Source organism: Agrococcus sp. DT81.2 (genome assembly GCF_049844935.1).
In the GTDB taxonomy this organism is placed as follows: Bacteria; Actinomycetota; Actinomycetes; order Actinomycetales; family Microbacteriaceae; genus Agrococcus.
Window position 1 is genome coordinate 334,521 of record NZ_JBNCLZ010000001.1, and the last position, 24,991, is coordinate 359,511.

Sequence of the window (24,991 nt, forward strand, 5' to 3'; positions counted from 1 at the left end):
CATCCCTCCGTCGTCGTGACGGATTCAGACAAGCAGGCATCCCGGTCGCCGCCCAGCGAGCCGGTAACACGGCGACATGCGGCGGCTCAGGCCTCGGGCGGCTCAGGCCTCGGGCCGGTCGGGCTCGGATCGGTCGGGCTCGGATCGGCCGTTGCGGCGCGCCGCCCAGGCGAGCACCCAGAGCGCGACGACGGCGACCGCGCATCCCATCGACGCCCACAGCCCCGCGGCGGCCGAGACGACGACCTCGAAGATGAAGCTCGTCACGCCGACGACGAGCATCGACACCACCGCGAGCGTCACGAGCAGCAGCACGTTGCAGAGGCGCACGATCTGCCGCTTCATGCGGCGCTGGAAGTGGAGGCGGTGCACGAGCACCGGCGTCATCCCCAGCAGCGTCGCGAGCGCAGCGATCGCCACGAGCACGAGGTAGTGCTGCACCTCGTCGGTGTCGAGCTCCTGGAAGCCCGACTGGAAGGCGACGGCGAGCAGGAAGCCCGAGATGAGCTGCGTGCCGGTGAGCACGACGCGCAGCTCCTGCAGGATGTCCGAGAAGTTGCGGTCGGCGCGCTCCTCGGGCGTCTCGTCACGGCCATGCTCGGCCCGCTCACGGTCGTCGCGCTCGCGGCGGTCGCCTCGCCCGTCGCTGCCCGACCCGTGTCTCGCGCCCTCGCTCACAAGCGCATCCTGTCACGTCAGTGGTCGCGCAGGCGCTCGATCAGCTCGTCCTTCTTGAGCTTCGAGGTGCCCTCCAGCCCGAGCTCCTTCGCGCGCTCGCGCAGCTCGTCGACGGTGCGGTCCTCGTAGCGCTCGGCGTCGCCTCCGCGTTCGCCGACCTTCGAGCGGCCGTCGCGCGCGGCGGCGTTCGCGATCCGGGCGGCCTTCTCGGACGAGTTGCCCTCGTCCTTGAGCTTCCGGTAGAGCTCCTCGTCCTTGATGCTCGGGTTGGGCATCAGAAACCCCTTCCTCCGGTGACGGGCACGACGGCGCCCGAGACGTACGACGCCTCCTCGCTCGCCAGGTAGACGTAGGCGCCGGCCAGCTCCGCGGGCTGCCCCGCGCGGCCGAGCGGCGTGTCCTGGCCGAACTGCTCGACCTTCTCGTCTGGGAAGTCGGTCGCGGGGATGAGCGGCGTCCAGATCGGGCCGGGCGCGACCGCGTTGACGCGGATGCCGCGCTCGCCGAGCTCCTGCGCGAGCGCCTCGGTGAACGCGACGAGCGCGGCCTTCGTCATGGCGTAGTCCAGCAGGCCGGGGGAGGGCTCCTGCGCCTGGATCGACGTCGTCGAGATGATCGAGGAGCCGGGCTGCATGTGCGGGACCGCCTCACGGGCGAGCACGATCGCCGCGACGAGGTTCGTGCGGAAGACCCGCTCGACCTCGGCGACCTGCATCTGCTCGATCCCGTCGCGCTGCCGCTGGTAGGCGGCGTTGCTGACGAGGATGTCGATCCCGCCCAGCTCCTGCACGGTGCCGGCGACGGCGTCGACGCACGCCTGCTCCTCGGTGAGGTCGAGCGCCATGGCGTGGAACCGCCGCCCTGCCTCCTCGACGAGCCTGCCGGTCTCGGCGGCGTCCTCGGCCTCCTCCGGCAGGTGCACGATCGCGACGTCGGCGCCCTCGCGGGCATACGCGATCGCGACCGCGCGACCGATGCCGCTGTCGCCGCCGGTGATCAGGGCGCGCCGGCCCTCGAGCCTGCCGCGGCCGACCCAGCCGGACTCGCCGTGGTCCGGCGCGGGGTCCATCGGCGCCGTCATGCCGGGCTGCTCGGGCTGCTGCTGCGTCGGGAACTCGTCAGCGTGGTGCTTCGTGCGGGGGTCCTGCTCGGTCATGGTCGGGGTCTCCTTCACGTGCGGTGCTGTACCCCGAACCTACTCGCGGGCCTCGGAGCGTCAATCGGCCCGCTCCCAGCCTTCTGGGCGCCGCGAGCAGCGCGATGCCGATCGCGACGACGACGAGGCCCGCCCAGCCGAGGGGCGTCGGCCGCTCGCCGACGACCAGCACGGCGAGCAGCGTCGCGACCACGGGCTCGGCGAGCGCGAGCGTCGTCGCGCTCGACGAGGGGAGCGCGCGCAGCGCATAGCCGAACAGCAGGTAGGCGAGCGCCATCGGCACGAGCGCGAGGTACCCGATCGTGAGGAGCCCCGCCGGGGCGAGCAGCGGGCCGAGGCCCACGATCGCGAGCCAGCCGAGGCACGCGAGGCCGCCGACCAGGAAGAGCGAGCCCATCGCGCCGGAGGCGCTCGCGCCGCGGCCGATGAGGCGAGCGCCCGCGAACGCGTAGAGCGCGTAGCCGAAGCCTGCGAGCAGGGCGAGCCCGACGCCCGTGGCCGCCGACGCGTCCGCCCCGGCACTCGACCCATCGGCACCGGCATGCCCGCCGACCGCGAGCAGCACGATGCCGACGACCGCGATGCCGGTCGCGATCGCCCACCGCGCGTCGGGGCGGCGGCGGTCGACCGTCCACTCGAGCAGCGCGGCGAAGATGGGGCCGGAGCCGAGCGCGACCACGTTCCCGACCGCCACGCCCGCGAGCGTCATCGACGGGTAGTACGCCGCCGGGTACAGCACCACGCCGACGGCGCCGGCGAGCAGCCAGCCGAGGTGGGCACGCTCGCGCAGCACCGCGACGACCCGGCGGAACGAGATCGCCGCGAGCACGAGCCCGCCGATGCCGAACGTCGCGAGCCCGATCGCGAGCGCCGACGAGCCGGCCGGGGCGAAGTGCGCCACGGTGCCGGTCGTGCCCCACAGCACGGCCGCGAGCAGCACCGCGGCCGCGTGCATCGGGCGGCGCGGGGCCCCCTCGGCGGAGGCGGGCAGGGTCGGCACGGGTCGATCCTACGGAGAGCGTGCCGGCGGAGCATGCCAGCATTGCCGCATGCGTCAACGCCTCTCCGAGCTGCTCGCCGGCGCCGGCATCCTGCTCCGCGGCTTCGCCACCTGGTCGCGCGACCCCGGCCTGATGCTGCTGGGCGCCGTGCCCGCGCTGATCGTCGGGCTCGTGATGCTGGGCCTGCTGATCCTGCTGGCGTTCCAGGTGGGCGGATGGGCGACCGCGCTCACGCCGTTCGCCGACGGCTGGGATGCGCTGTGGTCCGACCTGCTGCGCACGGCGCTGGCGCTCGGCATCGTGGTGGGCGCCGTGGTGCTGTGCGTGCTGACGTTCGCGGCCATCACCCTCACCGTCGGGGAGCCGTTCTACGAGCGCATCTCGCGATCGGTGGAGGAGCGGCTCGGCGGCGTGCACCAGGGCGCCGAGCTCGGGTTCTGGCGATCAGCCGCCAAGGGGCTGCGCGACGCGGCGGTGCTGATCGGCATGGCCGTCGGCACCGCGTTGGTCGTGTTCGTCGTCGGGCTCATCCCGCTCGTGGGCTCGGTGCTCGGGCTCGTCACCGGTGCCGTGCTCGGCGGCCGGGCACTGGCGCGCGAGCTGACCGGCATCGCCGGCGACGCGCGCGGGATGACGCTCGCCGAGCGGCGGGCGCTGCTCGCGGCGCACCGCTGGCGCTCCCTCGGCTTCGGCATGGTCGCCTACCTGCTGCTGCTCGTGCCGGGGCTCGCGGTGGTCGCGATGCCGGCGGCGATCGTCGGCGGGACGCTGCTCGTGCGCGATCTGCGCGGCGAGTCGACGGCGGCCGAGCGCGCCTCGTAGCCCTCCTCTCCTCGCCAAGTAGGCTGGAGCCTCCCGTCCGACCGAGAGGTTCCATGCCCGTTCCTGCTGCCGTCCGACGCGCATCCCCCGACGAGATCGCCGACTGGGATGCGCGGATCGAGTCGAACCCCGACGGCGGGCACATGGTGCAGTCGTCGGCGTTCGCCGAGACCAAGCGCTTCGACGGGCTCGAGCCCGTGCACCTCGTCATCGACGCGCCTGTGCCCGCTACGGATGGGCCCGCTACGGATGGGCCCGCTGCGGATGGGCCCGCCACCGATGCGTCCGAGGGTCGGGTCGGCACCGAGCGCATCCACGCCCTCGCGCTCGAGGGCAAGGTGTCGCTCGGCCGCTACTGGTACCTGCCGATGGGTCCGACCGCGACCGCGATGGCGCCGGTCATCGAGGGGCTGCGGGCGTTCGCGGCGCGCGAGCCCGGGCTGCTCGTCGTCAAGGTCGAGCCGCACCTCGAGCGCACGCCCGCGCGCATCGAGGAGCTGCTCGGGCTCGGCCTCGAGCAGAGCCGCGACATGCAGGTCATGACCCACACCGTGGTGCTCGACCTCGCGCAGGGCGAGGAGGCGCTGTTCGCCTCGTTCTCGCAGATGATCCGTCGGCAGGTGCGCGGCGCGGTCAAGAAGGGCTACCGCGTCGAGCGGCCGGAGCCCACGCAGGAGACGTTCGACCGCATGCACGCCATGATGCTGACGGTGCAGGGCGGCAAGGGCATGAACGGCATGCGGGAGCGCGCGTACTACGACCGGTTCTGGGGCGCCTTCACCGAGGCGGGCACCGGCCGCTTCTACTTCGGCTACGACGACGACGGCGACGAGCCGCAAGCGGGCATCTTCGTCACCACCGCCGGTCGGACCGCCGTCTACAAGGACGGCGGCTCGAGGCCCGACCGCAAGATCAACGGCGGCTCGGCGCTGCTGCTGTGGACGGCGATGCAGGACTGCATCGCCGACGGCAAGCTCGCCTTCGACCTCGCCGGCACGCCGCCGTCGGACCGCGCCGACGACGAGTCGCACCCGTTCTACGGCCTCGCGCAGTTCAAGCTGCGGTTCGGCCCGATCACCGACTTCCTGCCATCCTTCGACCTCGTGCTGCACCCGCTGCGCCACAAGCTGTGGGAGCGGGCCGTGCGCCGCATCGAGTGGCGCATCAAGAAGGGCCCGGACACCCTGCGATGACCGACATGCGACTGCGCCCGGCCACCGAGGCGGAGCTGCGCGACTGGGACGCGCTCGTGCTCACGAACCCCGACGGCGGGCAGTTCACCCAGACGCTCGCCTTCGCCGAGCTCAAGCGGTGGGACGGCTTCCGCACCCACCACCTCGTGTACGACGCGGAGACGCCGGTCTACGCGCTCGCGCTCGAGCGCGACGGATGGATCGGCCGCTTCTGGTACTTCCCGAGCGCGCCGCTGCACCCCGACATGCGCGCGATCGTCGAGGCGACGCGCGCGTACGTGCGCCGGGCGCATCCGCGACTCATCTCGGTCAAGCTCGAGCCTCGCCTGCCGCGCACGCCGGAGGCGCTGCGCATGCTCGCGGATGCGGGACTCGCGCAGGCCGAGGACGTGCAGCTGCACACGCACACGGTCGTCATCGACCTCGAGCGCTCCGAGGACGAGATCTTCTCGTCGTTCTCGAAGACCGCCAGGAAGCTCATCCGGCGTGCGGAGCGCGACGGCTTCACGATCGAGCGCGTCGAGGGCGACGAGGCACTGTTCGATCTCGCGTGGCAGCGGATGCAGACCATCCGCGGCGGCAAGGGGCTCGCCGGCATGCGCGGCGAGGACTACTACAAGACGATCTGGCGCGCCTTCACGAGCCGCGGTCAGGCCGATTGGTGGCTCGGTCAGGACGGCGGCGACGGTCCGCAGACGGTGACCTTCACGATCCCGTTCGGCCGCACCGTGATCGACAAGGACGAGGGCTCCCGCCCGGATCGGCTCATCGAGGGCGGCGCCCACCTGGGCCGCTGGACGCGCGTGCGCCACTACCGCGAGCGCGGCTTCACGGGGCTCGACATGATGGGCGCACCGCCCACGTGGGCGAAGGACGACCCGGACCACTGGATGGCGGGGCTCGCCCGCTTCAAGCAGCAGTTCGGCGAGATCAGCGACTTCGCGCCCAGCCACGACCTGCTGCTGCGCCCGCGGGCGCAGCAGGTGTGGCGGAAGGCCGTGCGCCCGGTCGAGTGGCGCGTGAAGCGCCGGTACACGGGCCTGTGGTGAGCGTGCCGGGTGTGGACGAGGACAGGGAAGTGGTGACGATGTCGAGCGCACGCTGGACGCTCCGGGATGCGACGACGGCCGAGATCGCCGATTGGGACGCGCTCGTGCAGCGCAACCCGGATGGCGGCCAGTGGACCCAGAGCAGCGCCTACGCGACGCTCAAGCGCACTGAGCGGCTGCACCCGCGGCACCTCGTGCTCGAGGGGCCCGAGACGGTCCACGCGCTCGCGCTCGAGCACCGCTCGCTCGCTGGCCGCTTCTGGTACTTCGCGACCGGCCCCGGCGCCTCCTTCGAGCAGCTCGGCGGCATCGCTCGTGCGTTCCGCGACGCTCGCGGCGGCGCCGCGAAGGGCGTCTACGCCGTCAAGGTCGAGCCCTTCGTCGTCGACACGCCCGAGCACCGCGACGCGCTCGCCGCGGCCGGCTACCGCGCCGCCAACGACATCCAGCAGAACACCCACACCGTGCTCGTCGATCTCACGCCCGACGTCGAGACGATCTTCGCGGGCTTCAAGAAGAGCCTCCGCAACCACATCCGCTACGCGGAGCGCAACGGCTACCGGGTCGAGAAGGTCGAGCCCGGCGAGGACACCTACCGCACGATGTACGGCCTCATGCAGACGGTCTCCGGTGGCAAGGGCGTCGAGGGCATGAAGCCCTTCGAGTACTACCGCACGCTCTGGAGCGCCGCCGTCGCGCAGGGGAGCGGCCACTTCTGGTTCGGGTACGACGGCGCGCACGACGGCCCGCAGGCATCCGCCTTCATGATCCGCTTCGGCCGCTACGCGCTCGCCAAGGACGGCGGCTCGGTGCCCGACCGCGCCATCCGCGGCGGCGCGCACCTGATCCGCTGGCGCGCGATGCAGTGGTTCAAGGAGCAGGGCGCCGAGGTCTACGACGCCTACGCGACGCCGCCGTCGTGGGCGGCCGACGACACCTCGCACCGGCTGCACGGGCCCGGCGTCTTCAAGCGCGTCTTCGGGCCGATCGTCGACCACCTGCCGAGCCACGACCTCGTGCTCGACCAGCGCCGCTACCGGCTCTTCCTGCGCCTGCTGCTGCCGATCGAGCGCCGCGTGCGGCGCCGCCCCTTCGGCATCTGGTAGCCGCCCCGGCGGCAGCCTCGTGCGTACGAGTCACTCGACCGCGCGGCCGCAGATCTCGTCGAGGCTCGTGCCGAGGTGCTCGGCGGTCTCGCGGTACATCGCCAGCAGCTTCGCCCTGGTCTCGCCGTCGAGCGCGTCGAGGCGCCACTCGAGCGCGTTGTCGCGCAGGTCGGCGATCTTGACCGTCGTCGCCAGCTCGCTCGCCCGCACGCGCGCGACGTGCTCGGCGATCGACTCGCCCTGCCGCTTGGTGAGCGCGTCGACCGCGTCGATGATGCGCTTGGGGAACTTCTGCGCATGGAACTCGCGCAGCGTCACGGTGCCCCACTCGAACACGTCGTGCAGCATCGCGACCGCCTGCTCGTCGTCGCCCTCGACGTCGAGCGTGACGCGGATGGCGTGGGCGATGTACGGCTGCCCCTGGCGGTCGACGCGGCCGTCGAAGGCACGGGCGGCGACGGCCACCGCGCGCTCGAGGTCGTCGTTCGCCATGACGCGAGCGTATCCGGTGGCTATCCTGAACCCATGTCACGAGTCGCCGATCCTGCCGAGCTGGCGAGGCTGCTGCGCGGCACGTGGGCGATCCGGGCGACGACGTTCCCGTACTGGACGCACCCCGAGCGCAGGAACCCGCGGCTGACCTTCGAGCTCGTGCGCAGCTCGCCGCTGCAGCTGCGCGAGGTCTACGAGTACTACCGGCCCGACAAGGGCGACCGCGAGGTCATCGCCGAGGCGGCATGGGCCGGCCGGCACTTCTCGTGGCGCATGCTCGGCATCTCGCGGCTCCTCTCGAGCGCCTACGTCGTCTCCGATACCCCGGCGACCCCCGACATCCTCGCGATTCACTACGGCCGGTCGGCGCTGCTGCGGCAGAGCGCGGTGTCGATCATCGCGCGCCCGCACCTCGACCCGGACGCGGTGCGCCGGTCGGTCGCCGTCGACACGCACTCGTTCGAGCTCTCCGCCGATGAGTTCTGGCGGCTGCGCTGGCTGACGCCCTACTCGGCCTCGCCGCTGCCCTCGAGCGACTCGCGCGCCTGACGCACGTCCTCGAGCAGGGCGCCGATGAGCACCCAGTGGGCGGGATTCGGTGCGGGCACGGCGATGGGCGTCGTGAGCGCGGGCCCGTCGAGCATCGGCATCGACGTGGTGCGACCGTCGTCGAGCGCGTGGCTGTCGACCAGCGTGCGAACCGCGTGGGCGATGCGCCGCGACTCGGCGCCGACGCGGTGCACGACGGGATCGTCGGCGACGGATGCATCGAAGCGGTCGGCGATCGTGCGCGCCATGCCGATGACGCGGTTGACGAGCACCGTCAGGGTCAGCAGCAGCCGCTCGTCGCGCTCGATGCGATCGCGCATCCCCTTCGCCCTCGGGTTGAGGCGCGTCGACTCCTCGAGCGCGTCCATCGCCGCCCGCGTTCGCTGCACGTGGGTGCGGAGCGCCCGCGCCTCGGCGAGCAGCCGCGCGCCGTCGAGGGCGTCCTTCGAGGTGAGGGCGCGGGCGACGTGCTCGTAGGCGTCGGCGACGGCGTGCGCCGTCTCGCGCATCACCTGCTCGGCCGGCTCGTGCTGCACGGGCGGTACGACGACGAGGTTGATGATGAGCGCGCACGCCGCGCCGATGATCGTCTCGACGACCCGCTCGAAGCCGAGCAGTGGGCTCGCGCCGGCGCCGAGCGCGAGCAGGATCATGGCGCTGATCGGCAGCTGGTTCGCCGCCATCGGCGCGAGCCGCAGCACCCGCGCGATCACCACGGCGACCAGGGTCACCGCGAGCACGAGCATCGGCCCTGACGGCAGCACGAGGCCCGCGAGCCACGCGAGCACGACGCCGCCGAGCACGCCGGCCGACCGCTCGAGGCCCTTGCCGACCGATTGGCTCACGCTCGGCGCGACCACGAGCAGCGCTGCGATCGCCGCGAAGATCGGCAGCTCGGTGCCCAGCAGCAGGCCGCTCGCGAACCAGGCGACGGCGATCGCGACGAGCACCTTGAGCACCTGCAGCCACGGGGCCTGCTGCTCGACCAGGAGTCGTCCGAGCCACCGCATGGCCCCACGATACGCGCGCCGCGACGGCAACCCAGCGAGGGCGGTGTTGGATGGGGGGATGCTCGACAACGCCGCCGCCATCCTCATGCGGCTCGTGGCGGAGAGCGGGCGCGAGCTCGTCGACTTCGTGCAGAAGGACGTCGAACCCGTGAACGAGGGCTTCATCGTCGGCTTCTCCTGCGGCGTCCGCACGCGCGAGGACGCGATCGAGCGCGTCACGATCTACGTCAACACGTCGCCGAGCGCGCCCATGGACGAGCACACGGTCGAGCTCGTCGACGCCTCCGGTCGGCGCCTGACCGCGTGGGCCTACCCGCAGGACCCGGCGCTGCCGTCGCTGCCGGCCGTCTCGTACCCCGAGGCCGCCGGCGTCGTGCTGTCGAAGTTCGGCATCGCCGCCGAGGGCGCCAAGCTGCGCATGGAGGCGTACCGGCCCGGCAAGCGCGCCGTGCTGCGCGTCGAGACGGCGACCGACCGCTGGTTCGCGAAGGTCGTGCACCCGTCGCTCGCCTCGTCGATCCACGACCTGCACGAGCGCTTCCGAGCGGCCGGCGTGCCGGTGCCCCGCTCGCTGGGGTTCTCGGAGGCGGGGCTCGTGCTGCTGGGCGAGCTGCCCGGCGTACCCGCGATCGACGTCTTCGAGCGCATCGACCGAGCCACGTTCGCGCGCGGGCTCGACGAGCTGACGCGGCACATCGCGACCGTGCCCGTCGCGATCGGCGCGCGCGAGTCGCTCGCGCGCCGCGTCGACTGGTACGCCGAGCGGATGCAGGAGACCGCCCCGCTGTTCGGCCGGCAGACCGCGCGGCTCGCCCAGTCCGTGGCCGAGCGCTACCGCGCGACGGTGCTGCCGCGACCGGTCACGATCCACGGCGACCTGCACCTCGGGCAGGTCTTCGTCGACGAGGCTGCGCCGTCGACGATCACCGGCATCCTCGACATCGACACCGCGGGCCTCGGCGACCCGGCCGACGACCGCGGCGCGCTGTTCGGGCACGTCGTCGTGTCGGCGATCGAGCGCACGCCCATGACGGATGCGGGTCGAGCGCTCGCCGCGTTCGCCGACGAGCTGCAGGCGGGCTGGGCGTCGGATCAGCGGGTGGCCGCGATCGCCGCGACGCACCTCATGGGTCATGCGCTGGCGAGCGCGGGTCGCGGCGACGACCGCGGCGGCGCTGCCGCCCAGCAGCTGCTGGAGCGCGCGGAGGCGCTCCTCCGCTAGCCGCTCCCGCCGGGGCTACTCGCCCAGCAGCGCCCGCACGCGCGGCACGACCTCGGTGCCGAACAGCTCGATCGTGCGCACGTTGTCCTCGTGCCGGGTGCCCGAGTCGTACTTGAGGTCGAAGCGCTCGATGCCGAGCGTCTCGTGGGCCCAGACGATCTTCTGCGCGACCGTCTCCGGGCTGCCCACGAACAGCGCGCCGTGCTCGGCGGCACCCGCGTCGAACTCGCGCTCCGTGCCCTCGCCCCAGCCGCGCTCACGACCGAGGCGGTTGCGGTACACGAGCCACTGCGGCATGAGGATGCGCTTCGCCTCGGCGTCCGTCTCGGCGACCAGGCCGGGGGAGTGCATGCCGACGCGGCCGCCCGTATGGCCGAACTGCTCCATGGCCTTGCGGTACAGCCCCGAGAACGGCGCGAACTGGGCGGGGCTGCCGCCGATGATCGCGAGCATCATGTCGAAGCCGTGGCGCGCGGTGCGCACGACCGACTCGGGTGAGCCGCCGACGCCGACCCACACGGGCATCCGCCCGCCGTGCTCCGCGGCGTGCGAGCGCGGGTGCACGGACTGCTCCGTGAGCGGCGAACGCAGCCGCCCGGACCACGTGACCGGCTCCTCGCGCACGAGCGCCGCGAGCAGCTCGAGCCGCTCCTCGAACAGCGCCTGGTAGTCCTCGAGCCTGTAGCCGAACAGCGGGAACGACTCGGTGAACGAGCCCCGGCCGACGATGAGCTCGGCGCGGCCGCTCGAGATGCCGTCGAGGGTCGAGAACTGCTCGAACACGCGTACCGGGTCGTTCGACGACAGCACGGTCACGGCCGTGCCGAGGCGGATGCGGTCGGTCACCGTCGCGAGCGCTCCCAGCACGATCTCGGGGGCGCTGATCGCGAAGTCCTCGCGGTGGTGCTCGCCGACGCCGAAGAAGCCGAGCCCGGCGCGGTCGGCGGCGATGCCCTCCTGCACGACGTCGCGGAGCACCTGCGCATGGCTCAGGGGGGACCCGTCGACGACGGGGACGGCAGCGAACGTGTGGACACCGAATTCGAGGGGCATGCTGGGGCCAACTCGACCACGTCGCCCGGTATTCCGAAATCGAAAGGCCCGGGATCGCTCCCGGGCCCTTCGTCATGCCGTCGACCTAGTGGTCGTGCTTCGCAGCCTCGAGCTCGCCGCGGCTGACCGGCGCGATGCGGTCCTCGAAGAACCAGCGCGTGAGCGCCGCGCGGACGTGCGTCGCCGGGGTGATCCTGCCCTTGGCGTTCGGTCGCACCATCACCGGCTCGTACGTGTCGAAGGCCTTGAGCTTCCACGACTCGTACTCGTCGAGCGGCTCGTGCACCTCGATGTACTCGCCGCCGGGGAGCCGGCGGATGTTGCCCGACTCGTAGCCGTGCAGCAGGATCTCCCGGTCCTTCTTCTGCAGCGCGAGCGCCATCCGGCGAGTCACCCAGAAGCCGATGATCGGGCCGAGGATGAGCAGCGCCTGCAGGGCCCAGGTGACCTGGAAGACGTTGAGGTGGAAGTGCGTCGCGATCAGGTCGGACGACGCCGCAGCCCACATCACCGCGTAGAAGATGATGCCCGCGGCGCCGATGCCCGTGCGCGTCGGGTTGTTGCGGGGACGCTCGGCGATGTGGTGCTCGCGCTTGTCGCCCGTGATCCACTGCTCGATGAAGGGATAGAACATCACGAGCACGATGAAGAGCCCGAGCACCGCCATCGGCAGCAGGATGTTCCACGAGATCGTCAGCCCCAGGATCTCGGACTCGAGACCCGGCGCGAGCCGGAGCGCCCCGTCGGCGAAGCCGATGTACCAGTCCGGCTGGGTGCCGGCAGAGACGGGGGACGGGTCGTACGGTCCGTACTCCCAGACCGGCAGGATCGTGAAGGTCGACGCGATCGCGACGAGCACGCCGAACACGATGAAGAAGAACGAGCCGGCCTTCGCGGCGAACAGCGGCATGATCGGTGCGCCCACGACGTTGTCGTTCGTCTTGCCAGGGCCGGCGAACTGCGTGTGCTTGTTGACGACCATGAGCACGAGGTGGATGCCGATGAAGGCGATCACGAGCGCCGGCAGGAGCATGATGTGCAGCACGAAGAGTCGCGGTACCACGTCGTCGCCCGGGAACAGCCCGCCGAACAGCATGAACGAGACCCAGTTGCCCACGAAGGGGATGCCCTTGATCATGCCGTTGATGATCGCGAGGCCGTTGCCCGAGAGCAGGTCGTCGGGGAGCGAGTAGCCGGTGAAGCCCTCGGCCATCGCGAGGATGAAGAGGACGAAGCCGACGACCCAGTTGATCTCGCGCGGCTTGCGGAACGCGCCGGTGAAGAACACGCGGAGCATGTGCAGACCGATCGCGGCGATGAACAGCAGCGCCGCCCAGTGGTGCAGCTGGCGCATGAGCAGGCCGCCGCGCACGTCGAACGAGAGGTTGATGGTCGACGCGTAGGCGGCCGACATCTCCAGGCCCTTGAGCGGGACGTAGGAGCCGTCGTAGTGCACGGCCGTCATCGACGGCTCGAAGAAGAACGTCAGGAACGTGCCCGAGAGCAGGATCGCGACGAACGAGTAGAGGATGACCTCGCCGAGCATGAACGACCAGTGGTCGGGGAAGACCTTGCGGCCGAGCGTCGCGACCATGGTCGAGATGCTCGTGCGCTCGTCGAGGTAGTTCGAGGCGGCGGCGGTGATGGTGGGGCGCGGAGCGGTGGAGGTCATGCGCGGGTCTCCCTGTCAGCGGCCGACGACAGCGGCACGTGCTCCGGGTCGACCCGACCCAGGCGCTCCGCGAACGACGGCCCGATGGGCTCGGTGAAGTCGCGCTGGGCGACGAGGTAGCCCTCAGCGTCGACCGTGATCGGCAGCTGGGGGAGGGGCCGCTTCGCCGGTCCGAAGATGACCTTCGCGTGCTCACTGACGTCGAACGTCGACTGGTGGCACGGGCAGAGCAGGTGGTGCGTCTGCTGCTCGTACAGCGCCACGGGGCAGCCGACGTGCGTGCAGATCTTCGAGTAGGCGACGATGCCGTCGTAGGACCAGCCCTTGCGGCCCGGCTCCTCCTTGAGGCGATCGACGGGCAGGCGCACGAGCAGCACGGCGGCGAGCGCCTTCTGGTCGAGGTAGCCCTCGTTGTGGCCGATCTCCTTGAGCGACTCGGGCATGACGTGGAACGCCGAGCCGATGGTGACGTCGTCCGCCCGGATGGGCGTGCCCGACGGGTCGAGCGCGAGCCGCTCGCCGGCGGTCCACATCGTGTACGACAGCTCCTCGACCGGGTCGGTCGCCGGCGTGAGGTCACGGAAGAGCACGACCGCGGGCAGCGGCAGGAGCGCGACCGCGCCGATGAGCGTGTTGCGGATGAGGGAGCGGCGGGAGAAGCCCGACTCCTGGTCGCCGAGCTGGAAGATCTCGACGGCACGGGCGCGGCTCTTCTGCGAGCCGCGCGACAGGTGACGCTCCTCGACGACCTCGTGCGAGCTCATGAGCTGGCGAGCCCAGTGCATGCCGCCGAAGCCCACGCCGAGCAGCGCGAGCGCGATGCCGAGACCGAGGAAGAGGTTGTTGTACCGGACGGTGCCCATGTCGCCTGGCACGATCGGGATCGCGATGTACGCGACGATCGCGATCACCGAGCCGATCATCGACAGCAGGAACCACAGGACGACCTGGCGCTCGGCGCGGCGCTCCTTCTCAGGGTGGAGGTCGGTCTGGCGCGGGCGGTGCGGCGGCAGGCCGGGGTTCTCGAACGCGTCCGACTGCACGACCGCAGCGCCGCGGTCGTACACCGCGACCTCGTGCTGGTCCGTGGGAGCCTGGCCTTCAGCCGACATGCTGCTGGTCCTCTCGGGGTGCTGGGGAGTGTCGTGGGTCATGGCTCAGTTGGGCTTCGACGTGAGCCAGACCGTGATCGCGACGATGCCGCCGAGACCGAAGATCCAGATGAACAGGCCCTCGGAGACCGGGCCCAGGCTGCCGAGATCGAAGCCGCCGACCGAGGGGTTGTCGTCCAGGTAGTGCAGGTAGGCGATGATCTCGCGCTTCTGCTCCGGGTTGATGTTCTCGTCGTTGAACACGGGCATGTTCTGCGGACCCGTGAGCATGGCCTCGTAGATGTGCGCGGCATCGATGTCGTTGAGGGCGGGCGCGAACTTGCCCTCCGTCAGCGCTCCACCGGCGCCGGCCACGTTGTGGCACATGGCGCAGTTGATGCGGAAGAGCTGGGCACCCGCTGCGATCCCCTCGGCGTCGACCACTGAGGTGTCGAGCATCTCCTCCGTCGGGATCCCCGGTCCGGGCGCGAGCCCGGCGATGTACGCCGCCATCGCGTCGGACTGCTCCTGCGTGAAGAGCACCTCGCGCTCGAGCGCCTGCGGGCCCTGCATCGCCATCGGCATGCGGCCCGTCATGACCTGGAAGTCGACGGATGCCGCGCCGACGCCGATGAGGCTGACGCCGTTCTCGGTGCCCTCAGCGTTGAGGCCGTGGCACGATGCGCAGTTCGCGCGGAACAGCTGCTCGCCGTCCGCGGCCGTGAGCTGCTGGGAGTGGGGGGTCGTCGCCGGCTCAGCATTGGCGACGGAGCCCACCGCGGCGGACGCGCCGCCTGCGGCGACGAGTCCGATGATGAGCAGCGCCGCGCTGGCGAGCGGGTGCCTGCGACCGGTCTTCTTGCGTGATGCCAACGTTCTCAGTCCCAACCGTTGCTTACTTGAGCCAGTAGATGACGAGGTACAGGCCGATCCAGACCACGTCGACGAAGTGCCAGTAGTAGGAGATGACGTGCGCGCTCGTCGCCTCCTTGTGCGTGAAGCGCTTGACGGCGTATGCGCGACCGATCACGAAGAGGAAGGCGAAGAGCCCGCCCGTGACGTGGAGGCCGTGGAAGCCGGTGGTGATGTAGAACGCGGAGCCGTACGAGTTCGACGAGAACGTCACCCCGTGGCTGATGAGCACGATGTACTCGAACACCTGCAGGATGATGAAGACGGCACCCATGGCGTAGGTGAGGTAGAACCACTCGACCATGCCCCACTTGGCGAACTGCAGCTTCCCGCCGGAGCGGAACGCCTGGTGGTGCTCCGCAGCGTTCGCGCCCGCCTGGCAGGTGAAGCTCGAGGCGAGCAGGACGAGCGTGTTGATCGTGGCGAAGAGCACGTTCAGCTTCTCGGCCTCGGTCGAGAACAGGTCTCCCGACATCGAGCGCAGCGTGAAGTAGATCGCGAACAGGCCGGCGAAGAACATGACCTCGCTGCCGAGCCAGACGATGGTGCCGACCGCAACGGTGTTCGGCCGCCTGATCATCGGCGCCGACGGCGACGGGGAGAGCGCAGTAGTGGACACGAATCCCATCCTAGTGACAGTTCGCCGCGGGCGGAGGACCCGGCAGGCCAGCGTGCCGCGGATAGCTAGGCTGGAGCCATGGATCGTCTCTTGACCTGGCCAGTGGTGCTCGAGACCCTCCTGGAGGGCGAGGATCTCGCCATCCGCCAGGCCGAGTGGGCCATGGCCGAGATCGTGGCCGGGCGCGCCACCGAGGCGCAGATCGCCGGCTTCCTCATCGCCCTGCGCGGCAAGGGCGTGGTCGCCGAGGAGCTCGTCGGCTTCCGCGACGCCATCCTCGAGGCCGCCGTGCCGTTGCCGGGCGACACCCGTGTCGTCGACATCGTCGGCACGGGTGGAGACCGCCAGCACACCGTCAACATCTCGACCACCGCGAGCATCGTCGTCGCGGCAGCGGGCGTGCCGGTGCTCAAGCACGGCAACCGCGCCGTCTCGTCGTCCTCGGGCGCGTCCGACGTGCTCGACGCGCTGGGCCTCGTGCCCGCCGACGACGACCCCGCCGTCGTGCGGCGCATCCTCGACGCCGCGGGCATCTCGTTCGCTTGGGCGACGCGCTTCCACCCGGGCTTCCGGCACGCCGGTCCCGTGCGCGCGCAGCTCGGCGTGCCGACCGTCTTCAACTACCTCGGCCCGCTCGTCAACCCCGCCCGCCCGGAGGTCTCGCTCGTGGGCGTCGCCGACAAGCGGGTCATCGAGCAGTTCGTCGGCGTGTTCGCCACCCGGGGCGCGACGGCGCTCGTCGTGCGCGGCGAGGACGGGCTCGACGAGCTCACCACCACCGGCCACTCGGCGCTGTGGGAGGTCGCGCGCGGCGACGTGGTCGAGCACGACATTGATCCGCGCGAGCTCGGGATCCCGCGCGCCCAGCTCGACGACCTGCGCGGCGGCTCGGCGGAGCACAACGCCGAGGTGCTGCGGCGTACCCTCGCAGGCGAGCCGGGCGCGGTGCGCGACATCGTGCTGCTGAACGCCGCCGCGGCGCTCGTCGCCTGGCGGCTCGACGGCGACGTGCGGCAGAAGGACCGCCCGCTCGTCGAGCGGCTCGCGGAGGAGCTCGAGGTCGCGCGGGCCGCGGTCGACTCCGGGGCGGCGACGCGCACGCTCGACGCGTGGCGTGCCGCCGCGAGCTGAGCCCGCGGTGACAGCACCGGTCGCGGAGCGTCCGAGGGCGCAGCGGCAGTCGACGTGGTCGCGGGACGAGGTGTGGCAGACGTGGCCGCTCTCGTGGGCGGATCGCGCCTCCCGGTCGCTGCTGCTGGTCGCGCTCGCCATCGGCGGCCTGCTCACCTGCTACGGCCTCACGCTGCTGCTGCACCGACCGCCCGCGCTCACGCCGTCGGTCACGCTGCGCACGATCGGTGCGCTGCTGCTGCTGCTCGCGACGCTCGTCGCACCAGCCTCCCGCAGCTACCGGATCGGCGCGCTGTACTGCATCGTGCTCTTCGCGGCCGCGGAGGGCGCGACGGTGCTCATGCAGTCGACGTCGCTGCTCGGCGCGACGACCTACGGTGCGCTCGACGCGATCCAGTTCTGCGCCGGCGGAGCGCTCGTGATCGCGTGGATGCTCGTGCGGATGCGGCATCCGCTCACGATCCTCATCGTCGCCCTGGGCTACGCGACGGCCGGAGCGGCGTTCTTCGGCCGCGCGCTGCCCGCCATCCGCGGCCGCCTCGTCGGCGACCCGTGGGAGGAGGCGCGGACCGCGCTCGACGAGACGGTCACGCGCGTCGTGCTGCTGCTGCTGGTGCTCGGCCTCGTGCTGCTCGGCTGGTGGCTCGACGGGTGGATGCGCGCGCTGCTGCCCGTCGCGAACGTCGCGGAGCCGCACGGCTCCGGTCGCGCGTCGCGCACGGGGGAGGGCCCGCGGCTGCGAGCCGCGGTCATCACGATGCTCGTCTGCCTCGATCTCATCGCCATCGCCGTCGCGATCTCGGCGAAGCAGCCGACCGCGCGCGGCCGGCTCTCCGACGACGACGACTGGTGGGCCTCGATCGTGCTCGCGATCTCGACCGCGCGCGCCACGATGATCGTGATCGCGATCGGCGCGGCCGTCATCTGGCTGAGCGACCCGGTCTACCGCGCGCAGTAGCGCCGCACGGCCGCCGCACACGACGGAGCGGGGCGGCCGACGGCCGCCCCGCTCCGCGCGTCTCAGGAGACGTCGTCGTCGACCCAGTCGAGGGTCTTCTGCACGGCCTTCTTCCAGTTGCGGTACGTGCGGTCCCGCGCCTCCTGCTCCATCTGCGGCTCCCAGCGCCGGTCCTCCTGCCACTGCTGGCGCAGCTCGTCGAGCGAGCTCCAGAACCCGACGGCGAGGCCGGCGGCGTAGGCCGCACCGAGCGCCGTCGTCTCGGCGACCACCGGGCGGATGACCGGCACCTGCAGGATGTCGGCCTGGAACTGCATGAGCAGGTCGTTCGCGATCATGCCGCCGTCGACCTTGAGCTCCGTGAGGTCGACGCCCGAGTCGGCGTTCACCGCGTCGACGACCTCGGCCGTCTGGAACGCGGTCGCCTCGAGCGCGGCCCTCGCGATGTGGCCCTTGTTGACGTACCGGGTGAGGCCCACGAGCGCGCCTCGCGCATCCGGCCGCCAGTAGGGCGCGAAGAGCCCCGAGAACGCCGGCACGAAGTACGCGCCGCCGTTGTCGTCGACCGTCGCCGCGAGCTTCTCGACCGAGGGCGCGTCGTTGATGAGCCCGAGGTTGTCGCGCAGCCACTGGATGAGCGAGCCCGTCACGGCGATCGACCCCTCGAGCGCGTAGTGGGTCGGCTCGTCCCCGATCTTGTAGCCGACCGTCGTCAGCAGGCCGTTCTTGGAGTGGACGATCTCCTCACCCGTGTTGAAGATGAGGAAGTTGCCCGTGCCGTAGGTGTTCTTCGCCTCGCCCTGGTCGAACGCGGCCTGCCCGAAGGTCGCCGCCTGCTGGTCGCCGAGGATGCCGGTGATCGGCGTCTCGCGCAGCAGCGACTCCGACGCCGCGACGCCGAACTCGCCGGAGGACGACCTGATCTCGGGCAGCATCGAGCGCGGCACGTCGAAGTCGGCCAGGATCTCGTCGTCCCACTCGAGCGACTCGAGGTCCATGAAGAGCGTGCGCGACGCGTTCGTGACGTCGGTCGCGTGCACGCCGCCGTTCACGCCGCCCGTGAGGTTCCAGAGCACCCACGAGTCGGTCGTGCCGAACATGAGGTCGCCCGCGTCGGCGGCCTCCCGGGCGCCCTCGACGTTCTCCAGGATCCACACGATCTTCGTGCCCGAGAAGTAGGTCGCGAGCGGCAGGCCCACCTTCTGCTTGTAGCGCTCGACGTCGCCGTCGGCGAGCCGGTCGACGATCTTCTGCGTGCGCGTGTCCTGCCAGACGATCGCGTTGTAGACGGGCTCGCCGGTGGTCCGGTTCCACACCACCGCGGTCTCGCGCTGGTTGGTGATGCCGATCGCCTTGACGTTGTGGCGCGTGACGTTGGCCTTCGAGAGCGCCTGGCCGATGACCTCGCGGGTGTTGCTCCAGATCTCCTTGGGGTCGTGCTCGACCCACCCGGCCTGCGGAAAGATCTGCTCGTGCTCGAGCTGGCCGGTGGCGACGATGCTGCCGGCGTGGTCGAAGAGGATGGCGCGAGTCGAGGTCGTGCCCTGGTCGATGGCGATGACGTAGTCGTTCACCGGAACTCCTTCGTTCTGTGATGGATGCTGTGCTGATGGGGGCGCGGCGCGCGGCCGCTACGACGAGGAGGGGGCCGCCGTGCCCCCTCCTCGGTGCGTCAGGCCGCGGCGCCCGAGATGACCGTCGCGATCAGGATCGGTGCCGTGAGGCCGGCGAGCGCGCCGCCGATGACGGGGCCGACGACGGGGATCCAGGCGTAGCTCCAGTCGCTCGAGCCCTTCCCCTTGATCGGCAGCACCGCGTGCGCGATGCGAGGGCCCAGGTCGCGAGCGGGGTTGATGGCGTAGCCGGTCGGACCACCGAGCGACGCGCCGATGCCGACGACCAGCAGGGCGACGGGCAGTGCGCCGAGCGCGGCGAGGCCCGCGGGGACGCCGTCTTCCGTGCCGTTCTGCGCGCCGAACGCGATGACGACGAACACGAGCACGAAGGTGCCGATGATCTCCGTGATCAGGTTCCAGCCGGTCGAGCGGATGGCGGGGCCGGTCGAGAAGGTGCCGAGCTTAGCGCCCGGGTCCTCCTCGGCGTCGAAGTGCTGCTTGTAGGCGAGCCAGCACAGCACGGCGCCGAGGAAGGCGCCGATGAACTGGCCGGCGAGGTAGACGGGGAGCGCCGCCCAGTTGTACGCGACGCCCTCCGCGAGCGAGTTCGCGAGCAGTCCCACCGTCACGGCGGGATTGATGTGCGCGCCGGAGTAGATCGAGACGACGACGCCGGCGAAGACGGCGAAGCCCCAGCCGAAGTTGATCATGAGGAAGCCGCCGCCGAAGCCCTTGTTGCCCTTGAGCACGACGTTCGCGACCACCCCGCAGCCGAGCAGGACGAGCATCGCCGTGCCCACCAGCTCCGAGAGGAATACCAGACCGAGGTTCAAGTCCACGGGTCCCTACTTTCTCGTCCACGGGCCTCGTCGCCCGTACCGCCCGCACGGGTGGTACGGCACACGATAGCCCCGCTGCGCCCGGAATCCGAGAGATCTTCGAACCGTTCCATCGAGATTCCCGCCGCCGGGGCGTAGCGTGAGCCGCACTGGCTCAGCTCAAGGAGAGGCGCACCGTGAAGAAGCTCATCAACGACCCCACCAAGACGGTCGACGAAGGCGTCGCCGGCTTCGCCGCCGCGCACGCCGACCTCGTGCGCGTCGTCGTGGATCCGCCCTTCGTCGTGGTCCGCGCGGACGCGCCGATCAACGGGAAGGTCGGGCTCGTCTCGGGCGGCGGGTCCGGCCACGAGCCGCTGCACGCGGGCTACGTGGGCTTCGGCATGCTCGACGCCGCCGTGCCGGGCGCGATGTTCACGTCGCCGACCCCCGACCCCATCCTCGAGGCGACGAAGCAGGTCGACGCCGGCTCCGGCGTGCTTCACATCGTGAAGAACTACACCGGCGACGTGCTGAACTTCGAGACGGCGGCCGACCTCGCGCTCGCCGAGGGCATCGAGGTGCAGACCGTCATCGTCGACGACGACGTCGCGGTGAAGGACTCGCTCTACACGGCCGGCCGCCGCGGCGTCGCCGGCACCCTGCTCGTCGAGAAGCTCGCGGGCGCGGCAGCGCAGCGCGGCGACACGCTCGACGAGGTGGCGGAGGTCGCTCGCACGGTGAACAGCCGGGTGCGGTCGATGGGCATGGCGCTGTCGCCGTGCACGGTGCCGCACGCGCAGGAGCCGAGCTTCACGCTCGCCGAGGACGAGATCGAGATCGGCATCGGGATCCACGGCGAGCCCGGTCGCGAGCGCATCGCCATCGAGCCCGCCGACCGCATCGTCGACCGGCTGATGGAGCCGATCCTCGAGGACCTGCCGTTCTCGAAGGGCGACCGGGTCGTGCTGCTCGTCAACGGCATGGGCGGCACGCCGCAGTCCGAGCTCTACATCGTCTTCCGGCGCGCCGCCGAGGTGCTCGCGGAGCGCGGCATCGAGCTCGCTCGCTCGCTCGTGGGCTCGTACGTGACGAGCCTCGAGATGCAGGGCGTGTCGATCACGCTGCTGCAGGTCGACGACGAGCTGCTGGGCCTCTATGACGCACCGGTGCACACGGCGGCGCTGCGATGGGGAAGGTAGGGATCCTGTGACCTCGCTCGACGGGGCGTGGACCCGGCGCTGGATCGAGGCCGTCGCGGCAGAGGTCGCGCGCCGCAAGCAGGAGCTGACGGCGCTCGACCGGGCGATCGGCGACGCCGACCACGGCGAGAACCTCGACCGCGGCTTCCAGGCCGTGCTCGGCAAGCTCGACGCCCTCGACGACGCCGCGACGCCCGGCGCCGTGCTGAAGCTCGTCGCCACGACCCTCATCTCCACCGTCGGCGGCGCGGCCGGCCCGCTCTACGGCACCGCCTTCCTGAAGGGCGCGATGGCGGCGGGGGAGCGCACCGAGCTCGACGCTCCAGCCCTCGTCGACGTGCTGACGGCGGCGCGCGACGGCATCGTCGCGCGCGGCAAGGCCGAGCCCGGCGACAAGACGATGGTGGATGCGTGGACCCCGGCGGTCGACGCCGCCGCCGCCGCGGGAGACGACGTGCGGGCGGTGCTGGACGCCGCGGCCGCCGCCGCAGCCGACGGCGCCGCGGCGACGGAGCCGCTCGTCGCCCACAAGGGGCGCGCGTCGTACCTGGGCGAGCGGGCGATCGGCCACCGCGATCCCGGCAGCGAGTCGACCGCCCTCATGCTGCGCGCGGCGGCGGAGACCCGGTGAGCGTCGGGCTCGTCATCGTCTCGCACTCTGCCCTGATCGCAGAGGGTGTCGTCGAGCTCGCGGCCCAGATGGCGCCGTCCGTCGCGATCATCGCCGCGGGCGGCACCGACGACGGCGGGATCGGCACGAGCTTCGACCGCGTGCAGGCGGCGCTCGGCGAGGCGGAGTCCGGCGACGGCGTGGTCGTGCTGTGCGACCTCGGCTCGGCGGTGCTCACCGCGGAGACGGCCGTCGAGCTCTCGGACGCGCCCGAGCGCATCCGGATCGCCGATGCGCCGATCGTGGAGGGAGCCGTGGCGGCGGCCGTCGCCGCCGAGGCGGGCGATGGCCTCGACGCCGTGGTCGCGGCCGCCGAGCCGGCCGCCGCCGCGCCCCAGCCGGCGGCCGCGCGGGAAGCGGATGCTTCCGGGACGGGCGCGGCCGTCGGATCGACCGCCCGCCTCGAGATCGCGCTCGAGAACGAGCACGGCCTGCACGCGCGCCCCGCGTCGGAGCTCGTCCGCACGGTGAGCGGCTTCGACGCAACCGTCACCGTGAACGGCGTCGACGCGAAGAGCCTGCTGCGGGTGCTCGCACTCGGGCTCGACCGCGGCTCGCGCGTGTCGTTCGAGGCGATGGGCCCGCAGGCGCACGAGGCCATCGACGCGATCGAGGCGCTCGTGCGCGACCGCTTCGGGGAGTAGCTACTGCACGACGTGCGCTGCGAACTCGTCCTTCGTCACGCGCGCGGCGACGAACGAGCACTGCGGTCGGATCCGCTTGCCCGACGCGATCGTCGCGCGCAGCGCCTCGTCCACGAGTGTCGAGCCGATGCCGCGCCCGCCGAACGCCGGATCCACCTCCGTGTGCGGGAAGGCGCGCACGCCCTCCTGGTCGCGGTAGTCGGCGAAGCCGGCGAGGGCGCCGTCGACGTGGGCCTCGAAGCGCCGGCCATCGGGGTTGTCGACGATCTCGATCTGCTGCTGGTCGGTCATGGCGCCACCGTACGCCGGGTTGCTGTGCGCGGGGGATGAGCGGTGGGCCGAGCGTGGGTACGGCATGCTGGGACCATGCAGCTGGACCCGCGACGCATCCTGATCTTCCGCACGGTCGCGCGCGAAGGATCGGTCTCGGGCGGCGCGCGCGCCCTCGGCTGGACGCAGCCTGCCGTGAGCCAGCACATCCGCCTGCTCGAGGAGGAGGTCGGCCAGGGCCTGCTGCTGCGCTCGTCGACCGGCGTCACGCTCACCGAGGCCGGGCAGCGGCTGCTGCGCCACGCGGACGGCATCGCCGGCCTGCTGGGCTCCGCCGAGGCCGAGCTGCGCTCGCTCGCCGAGGGCGCCGGCACCGTCACGATCGCTGCCTTCCCCTCGGCGCTCGCCGACTTCGTGCCGCGCGCGATCGCCGCCGCTCGGCTCGCGGTGCCGGGGCTGACGGCTCGCGTCATCGAGCTCGAACCGCCGGAGGCGATCGAGGCCGTGCTCGCGGGTGATGCCGACGTGGCCGTGGCCTTCGAGTACGACGAGCTCCACGACGACGTGCAGCTCACCCGCATCGAGCTCGGTGCCGACCCCTCGTGCATCGTGCTGCCCGCCGACCACGAGCTCGCGGACGGCTCGCCGGTCGAGCTCGCCGCGCTCGCGGGCGCGGACTGGGTGGGCGGCTGCGAGCGGTGCCGGCAGCACCTCGAGTCGCTCGCCGCCGACGCGGGCTTCGCGCCGACGATCCAGTTCGAGACCGACGACTTCCTCGCCGCGCAGTCGTTCGTCGCCGCGACCGGATCGGTGACGCTGCTGCCGGCGATGGCCTTGCGGGTGCTCACGCGCGACGACGTCGTGGTGGCGCCGCTCGCCGACGGCTCAGGCCGGACCGTCTCCCTGCGGCACCGGCACGGCGCCGAGCGCGTGCCCGCCATCCGCACGGTGCTCGACGCGATGCAGCGGCTGTGGACCGAGGGCGTCGGCTGACGCCTGACGAGCGCGAGCCGCCGACCGGCGCTCATGCATCCGGTGGTCCAGCCGCTCGCGCTGGCGGGCGGACGCCGCCCGGGAGCTCGAGCGTGACCTCCAGGCCCCCGCTCGAGCTCTCGGAGAGGACCAGGCGGCCGCCGTGCGACGCCGCGACGGCGGACGCCAGCGCGAGCCCCAATCCCGGGCGGGGCTGCCGCGGATCGCAGCCGCGTTCGAACGGCCTGACCAGCCGCTCGTGGTCCGCTGGATCGATGCCGTCGCCGTCGTCGCTCACCGTGATCCGGATCCACTCCGCTGCGGCCGTCGTGGTGACGCGCACCGTCGACCGCTCCGGCGAGAACCTCAAGGCGTTGTCGAGCAGCTCGCGGACCGCGCGGCCGAGACGCTCCGCATCCACGCCATGTGCCTCGACCGGATCACCGCCGATGGCGAGCCGCACGAGCTGCCGCGCGGCACGGGCCCGGTGCGTCGCCAGCTCGTCGGAGAGCAGCTCCCACACGTTGATCGTCTCCACGGCGCTCGGGTCGACGCACGCCATGCGCAGGAGCTCGCAGATCCCGAGCACGACGTCGTTGAGTCGCCGTCCGGCTCGCATCACGGCGGTGAGCGACGGGTGCAGGTCCGTGGGGATCCGGTGCTGCTGCTCGATCAGCAGCTCGGCGTGACCCAGGACGGGCGTCAGCGCTGTGCGCAAGTGGTGGTTGACCTCCTCCGTCAGCCCCGCGAGGAACTCGTGGTGCGGCGTGGGGGACCAGCGGACAGGCGCTGCGACGCCCCCGGCCGAGGACTCGACAGCCGACCGGGCGGCGGGCTCTGGCACGGTGTGACCTCCTGCAGTCGGACTCGAGGCGCGGCGCCTCGAGTGGGGTGGGCCGTGCTGGCGGCCATGAGGCTGGCGGCCATCGGATCGAGGCTGACATCTGCTGCGGGCTCCGCATGCGAGCTCGGCGCCAGCGTGCGTGATCCGGCTACGGGGCGGCGCGAGCCGGCTCGTCGCGCGCTCCCGGGTTCGGCTCATGGAGCGCCCGTAGCATGTCGGGTCATGTGCGCTGCCCGAACCG

General features: G+C 71.8%; 27 protein-coding genes. 12 read left to right on the plus strand and 15 right to left on the minus strand.

Annotation, left to right across the window (positions count from 1 at the left end; all coding sequences use genetic code 11):
- Nucleotides 1–102: 102 nt before the first annotated feature.
- From ACLQ21_RS01565 to ACLQ21_RS01580, 4 genes are read right to left on the minus strand one after another with little or no spacing between them, the layout of a single operon-like run.
- The gene (locus ACLQ21_RS01565; RefSeq protein ID WP_425660776.1) at nucleotides 103–678 is read right to left on the minus strand and encodes a DUF6328 family protein; all 576 of its coding nucleotides are present in this window, start codon (nucleotides 676–678) and stop codon (nucleotides 103–105) included.
- Nucleotides 679–695: 17 nt separating this feature from the next.
- Nucleotides 696–953: a DUF7218 family protein gene (locus ACLQ21_RS01570; protein ID WP_425660778.1), complete on the minus strand. Its 258-nt coding sequence runs from the start codon at nucleotides 951–953 to the stop codon at nucleotides 696–698.
- Nucleotides 953–1,834, minus strand: a complete 882-nt coding sequence (locus tag ACLQ21_RS01575; RefSeq protein WP_425660780.1) for an SDR family oxidoreductase — start codon at nucleotides 1,832–1,834, stop codon at nucleotides 953–955. Before ACLQ21_RS01575 ends, ACLQ21_RS01570 begins: the two co-directional genes overlap by 1 nt.
- Complete coding sequence (locus ACLQ21_RS01580; protein WP_425660782.1) at nucleotides 1,797–2,834, minus strand: DMT family transporter; 1,038 nt, start codon at nucleotides 2,832–2,834, stop codon at nucleotides 1,797–1,799. The genes ACLQ21_RS01575 and ACLQ21_RS01580 overlap by 38 nt, the downstream gene beginning before the upstream one ends.
- A gap of 49 nt (nucleotides 2,835–2,883) precedes the next feature.
- On the opposite strand from ACLQ21_RS01580, the gene ACLQ21_RS01585 reads away from it, so the two are divergent.
- From ACLQ21_RS01585 to ACLQ21_RS01600, 4 genes are read left to right on the plus strand one after another with little or no spacing between them, the layout of a single operon-like run.
- Nucleotides 2,884–3,657 (plus strand): EI24 domain-containing protein, encoded by a 774-nt coding sequence (locus ACLQ21_RS01585; RefSeq protein WP_425660784.1) that lies wholly within the window; start codon nucleotides 2,884–2,886, stop codon nucleotides 3,655–3,657.
- A gap of 53 nt (nucleotides 3,658–3,710) precedes the next feature.
- Nucleotides 3,711–4,850: a lipid II:glycine glycyltransferase FemX gene (locus ACLQ21_RS01590; protein WP_425660786.1), complete on the plus strand. Its 1,140-nt coding sequence runs from the start codon at nucleotides 3,711–3,713 to the stop codon at nucleotides 4,848–4,850.
- Nucleotides 4,847–5,899 (plus strand): lipid II:glycine glycyltransferase FemX, encoded by a 1,053-nt coding sequence (locus ACLQ21_RS01595; RefSeq protein ID WP_425660788.1) that lies wholly within the window; start codon nucleotides 4,847–4,849, stop codon nucleotides 5,897–5,899. Before ACLQ21_RS01590 ends, ACLQ21_RS01595 begins: the two co-directional genes overlap by 4 nt.
- A gap of 11 nt (nucleotides 5,900–5,910) precedes the next feature.
- A complete protein-coding gene (locus ACLQ21_RS01600) occupies nucleotides 5,911–7,005 on the plus strand; it encodes a lipid II:glycine glycyltransferase FemX (RefSeq protein ID WP_425660790.1) in 1,095 nt (364 codons plus the stop codon).
- Nucleotides 7,006–7,035: 30 nt separating this feature from the next.
- On the opposite strand, the gene ACLQ21_RS01605 is transcribed toward ACLQ21_RS01600, so the two are convergent.
- Nucleotides 7,036–7,497 (minus strand): HD domain-containing protein, encoded by a 462-nt coding sequence (locus ACLQ21_RS01605; protein ID WP_425660791.1) that lies wholly within the window; start codon nucleotides 7,495–7,497, stop codon nucleotides 7,036–7,038.
- Nucleotides 7,498–7,530: 33 nt separating this feature from the next.
- Between ACLQ21_RS01605 and ACLQ21_RS01610 the strand changes: the two genes are divergently transcribed.
- Nucleotides 7,531–8,046 (plus strand): hypothetical protein, encoded by a 516-nt coding sequence (locus tag ACLQ21_RS01610; RefSeq protein ID WP_425660793.1) that lies wholly within the window; start codon nucleotides 7,531–7,533, stop codon nucleotides 8,044–8,046.
- On the opposite strand, the gene ACLQ21_RS01615 is transcribed toward ACLQ21_RS01610, so the two are convergent.
- Nucleotides 8,004–9,056 (minus strand): FUSC family protein, encoded by a 1,053-nt coding sequence (locus ACLQ21_RS01615; protein ID WP_425660795.1) that lies wholly within the window; start codon nucleotides 9,054–9,056, stop codon nucleotides 8,004–8,006. The genes ACLQ21_RS01610 and ACLQ21_RS01615 overlap by 43 nt on opposite strands.
- Nucleotides 9,057–9,114: 58 nt before the next feature.
- On the opposite strand from ACLQ21_RS01615, the gene ACLQ21_RS01620 reads away from it, so the two are divergent.
- Complete coding sequence (locus ACLQ21_RS01620; protein ID WP_425660797.1) at nucleotides 9,115–10,278, plus strand: phosphotransferase family protein; 1,164 nt, start codon at nucleotides 9,115–9,117, stop codon at nucleotides 10,276–10,278.
- Between the two features lie 15 nt (nucleotides 10,279–10,293).
- On the opposite strand, the gene ACLQ21_RS01625 is transcribed toward ACLQ21_RS01620, so the two are convergent.
- The 5 genes from ACLQ21_RS01625 to ACLQ21_RS01645 all read right to left on the minus strand — a co-directional run bounded on the left by ACLQ21_RS01625 (nucleotide 10,294) and on the right by ACLQ21_RS01645 (nucleotide 15,634).
- Nucleotides 10,294–11,331: an LLM class flavin-dependent oxidoreductase gene (locus tag ACLQ21_RS01625; protein ID WP_425660799.1), complete on the minus strand. Its 1,038-nt coding sequence runs from the start codon at nucleotides 11,329–11,331 to the stop codon at nucleotides 10,294–10,296.
- A gap of 85 nt (nucleotides 11,332–11,416) precedes the next feature.
- A complete protein-coding gene (locus ACLQ21_RS01630; RefSeq protein ID WP_425660801.1) occupies nucleotides 11,417–13,003 on the minus strand; it encodes a cytochrome b in 1,587 nt (528 codons plus the stop codon).
- Nucleotides 13,000–14,115 carry a Rieske 2Fe-2S domain-containing protein gene (locus ACLQ21_RS01635; RefSeq protein WP_425660803.1) on the minus strand — a complete coding sequence of 372 codons (1,116 nt, stop codon included), beginning with the start codon at nucleotides 14,113–14,115 and terminating at the stop codon, nucleotides 13,000–13,002. The genes ACLQ21_RS01630 and ACLQ21_RS01635 overlap by 4 nt, the downstream gene beginning before the upstream one ends.
- A gap of 45 nt (nucleotides 14,116–14,160) precedes the next feature.
- Nucleotides 14,161–14,976: a c-type cytochrome gene (locus ACLQ21_RS01640; protein WP_425661395.1), complete on the minus strand. Its 816-nt coding sequence runs from the start codon at nucleotides 14,974–14,976 to the stop codon at nucleotides 14,161–14,163.
- 13 nt (nucleotides 14,977–14,989) lie between these two features.
- Nucleotides 14,990–15,634, minus strand: a complete 645-nt coding sequence (locus ACLQ21_RS01645) for a cytochrome c oxidase subunit 3 (protein WP_425660805.1) — start codon at nucleotides 15,632–15,634, stop codon at nucleotides 14,990–14,992.
- Nucleotides 15,635–15,703: 69 nt separating this feature from the next.
- Between ACLQ21_RS01645 and trpD the strand changes: the two genes are divergently transcribed.
- Both trpD and ACLQ21_RS01655 read left to right on the plus strand, forming a co-directional pair.
- A complete protein-coding gene (gene trpD / locus ACLQ21_RS01650) occupies nucleotides 15,704–16,756 on the plus strand; it encodes an anthranilate phosphoribosyltransferase (protein ID WP_425660807.1) in 1,053 nt (350 codons plus the stop codon).
- Nucleotides 16,757–16,763: 7 nt separating this feature from the next.
- Nucleotides 16,764–17,714, plus strand: coding sequence for a hypothetical protein (locus ACLQ21_RS01655; RefSeq protein WP_425660809.1), 951 nt, complete (start codon nucleotides 16,764–16,766; stop codon nucleotides 17,712–17,714).
- A 62-nt stretch (nucleotides 17,715–17,776) separates the two neighbouring features.
- On the opposite strand, the gene glpK is transcribed toward ACLQ21_RS01655, so the two are convergent.
- Together glpK and ACLQ21_RS01665 are read right to left on the minus strand one after the other, a co-directional pair.
- Nucleotides 17,777–19,288 (minus strand): glycerol kinase GlpK, encoded by a 1,512-nt coding sequence (glpK, locus tag ACLQ21_RS01660; protein ID WP_425660811.1) that lies wholly within the window; start codon nucleotides 19,286–19,288, stop codon nucleotides 17,777–17,779.
- 98 nt (nucleotides 19,289–19,386) lie between these two features.
- A complete protein-coding gene (locus tag ACLQ21_RS01665) occupies nucleotides 19,387–20,163 on the minus strand; it encodes an MIP/aquaporin family protein (RefSeq protein WP_425661397.1) in 777 nt (258 codons plus the stop codon).
- A gap of 182 nt (nucleotides 20,164–20,345) precedes the next feature.
- Here ACLQ21_RS01665 and dhaK point away from each other — a divergent pair, with 182 nt between their 5' ends.
- The 3 genes from dhaK to dhaM are packed head-to-tail and all read left to right on the plus strand — an operon-like array spanning nucleotide 20,346 to nucleotide 22,664.
- Nucleotides 20,346–21,350: a dihydroxyacetone kinase subunit DhaK gene (gene dhaK, locus ACLQ21_RS01670; RefSeq protein WP_425660813.1), complete on the plus strand. Its 1,005-nt coding sequence runs from the start codon at nucleotides 20,346–20,348 to the stop codon at nucleotides 21,348–21,350.
- Nucleotides 21,307–21,981: a dihydroxyacetone kinase subunit DhaL gene (gene dhaL / locus ACLQ21_RS01675; protein WP_425660815.1), complete on the plus strand. Its 675-nt coding sequence runs from the start codon at nucleotides 21,307–21,309 to the stop codon at nucleotides 21,979–21,981. The genes dhaK and dhaL overlap by 44 nt, the downstream gene beginning before the upstream one ends.
- Nucleotides 21,978–22,664, plus strand: coding sequence for a dihydroxyacetone kinase phosphoryl donor subunit DhaM (dhaM, locus tag ACLQ21_RS01680; RefSeq protein ID WP_425660817.1), 687 nt, complete (start codon nucleotides 21,978–21,980; stop codon nucleotides 22,662–22,664). The genes dhaL and dhaM overlap by 4 nt, the downstream gene beginning before the upstream one ends.
- Here the strand turns inward: dhaM and ACLQ21_RS01685 are convergent, their stop codons facing one another.
- Nucleotides 22,665–22,955 carry a GNAT family N-acetyltransferase gene (locus tag ACLQ21_RS01685; protein WP_425660819.1) on the minus strand — a complete coding sequence of 97 codons (291 nt, stop codon included), beginning with the start codon at nucleotides 22,953–22,955 and terminating at the stop codon, nucleotides 22,665–22,667.
- Nucleotides 22,956–23,030: 75 nt separating this feature from the next.
- On the opposite strand from ACLQ21_RS01685, the gene ACLQ21_RS01690 reads away from it, so the two are divergent.
- On the plus strand, nucleotides 23,031–23,927 hold the full coding sequence (locus tag ACLQ21_RS01690) for a LysR substrate-binding domain-containing protein (RefSeq protein WP_425660821.1): 897 nt from the start codon (nucleotides 23,031–23,033) through the stop codon (nucleotides 23,925–23,927).
- Between the two features lie 31 nt (nucleotides 23,928–23,958).
- Here ACLQ21_RS01690 and ACLQ21_RS01695 read toward each other — a convergent pair whose 3' ends face one another.
- The gene (locus tag ACLQ21_RS01695) at nucleotides 23,959–24,750 is read right to left on the minus strand and encodes a sensor histidine kinase (protein ID WP_425660823.1); all 792 of its coding nucleotides are present in this window, start codon (nucleotides 24,748–24,750) and stop codon (nucleotides 23,959–23,961) included.
- Nucleotides 24,751–24,991 lie beyond the last annotated feature (241 nt).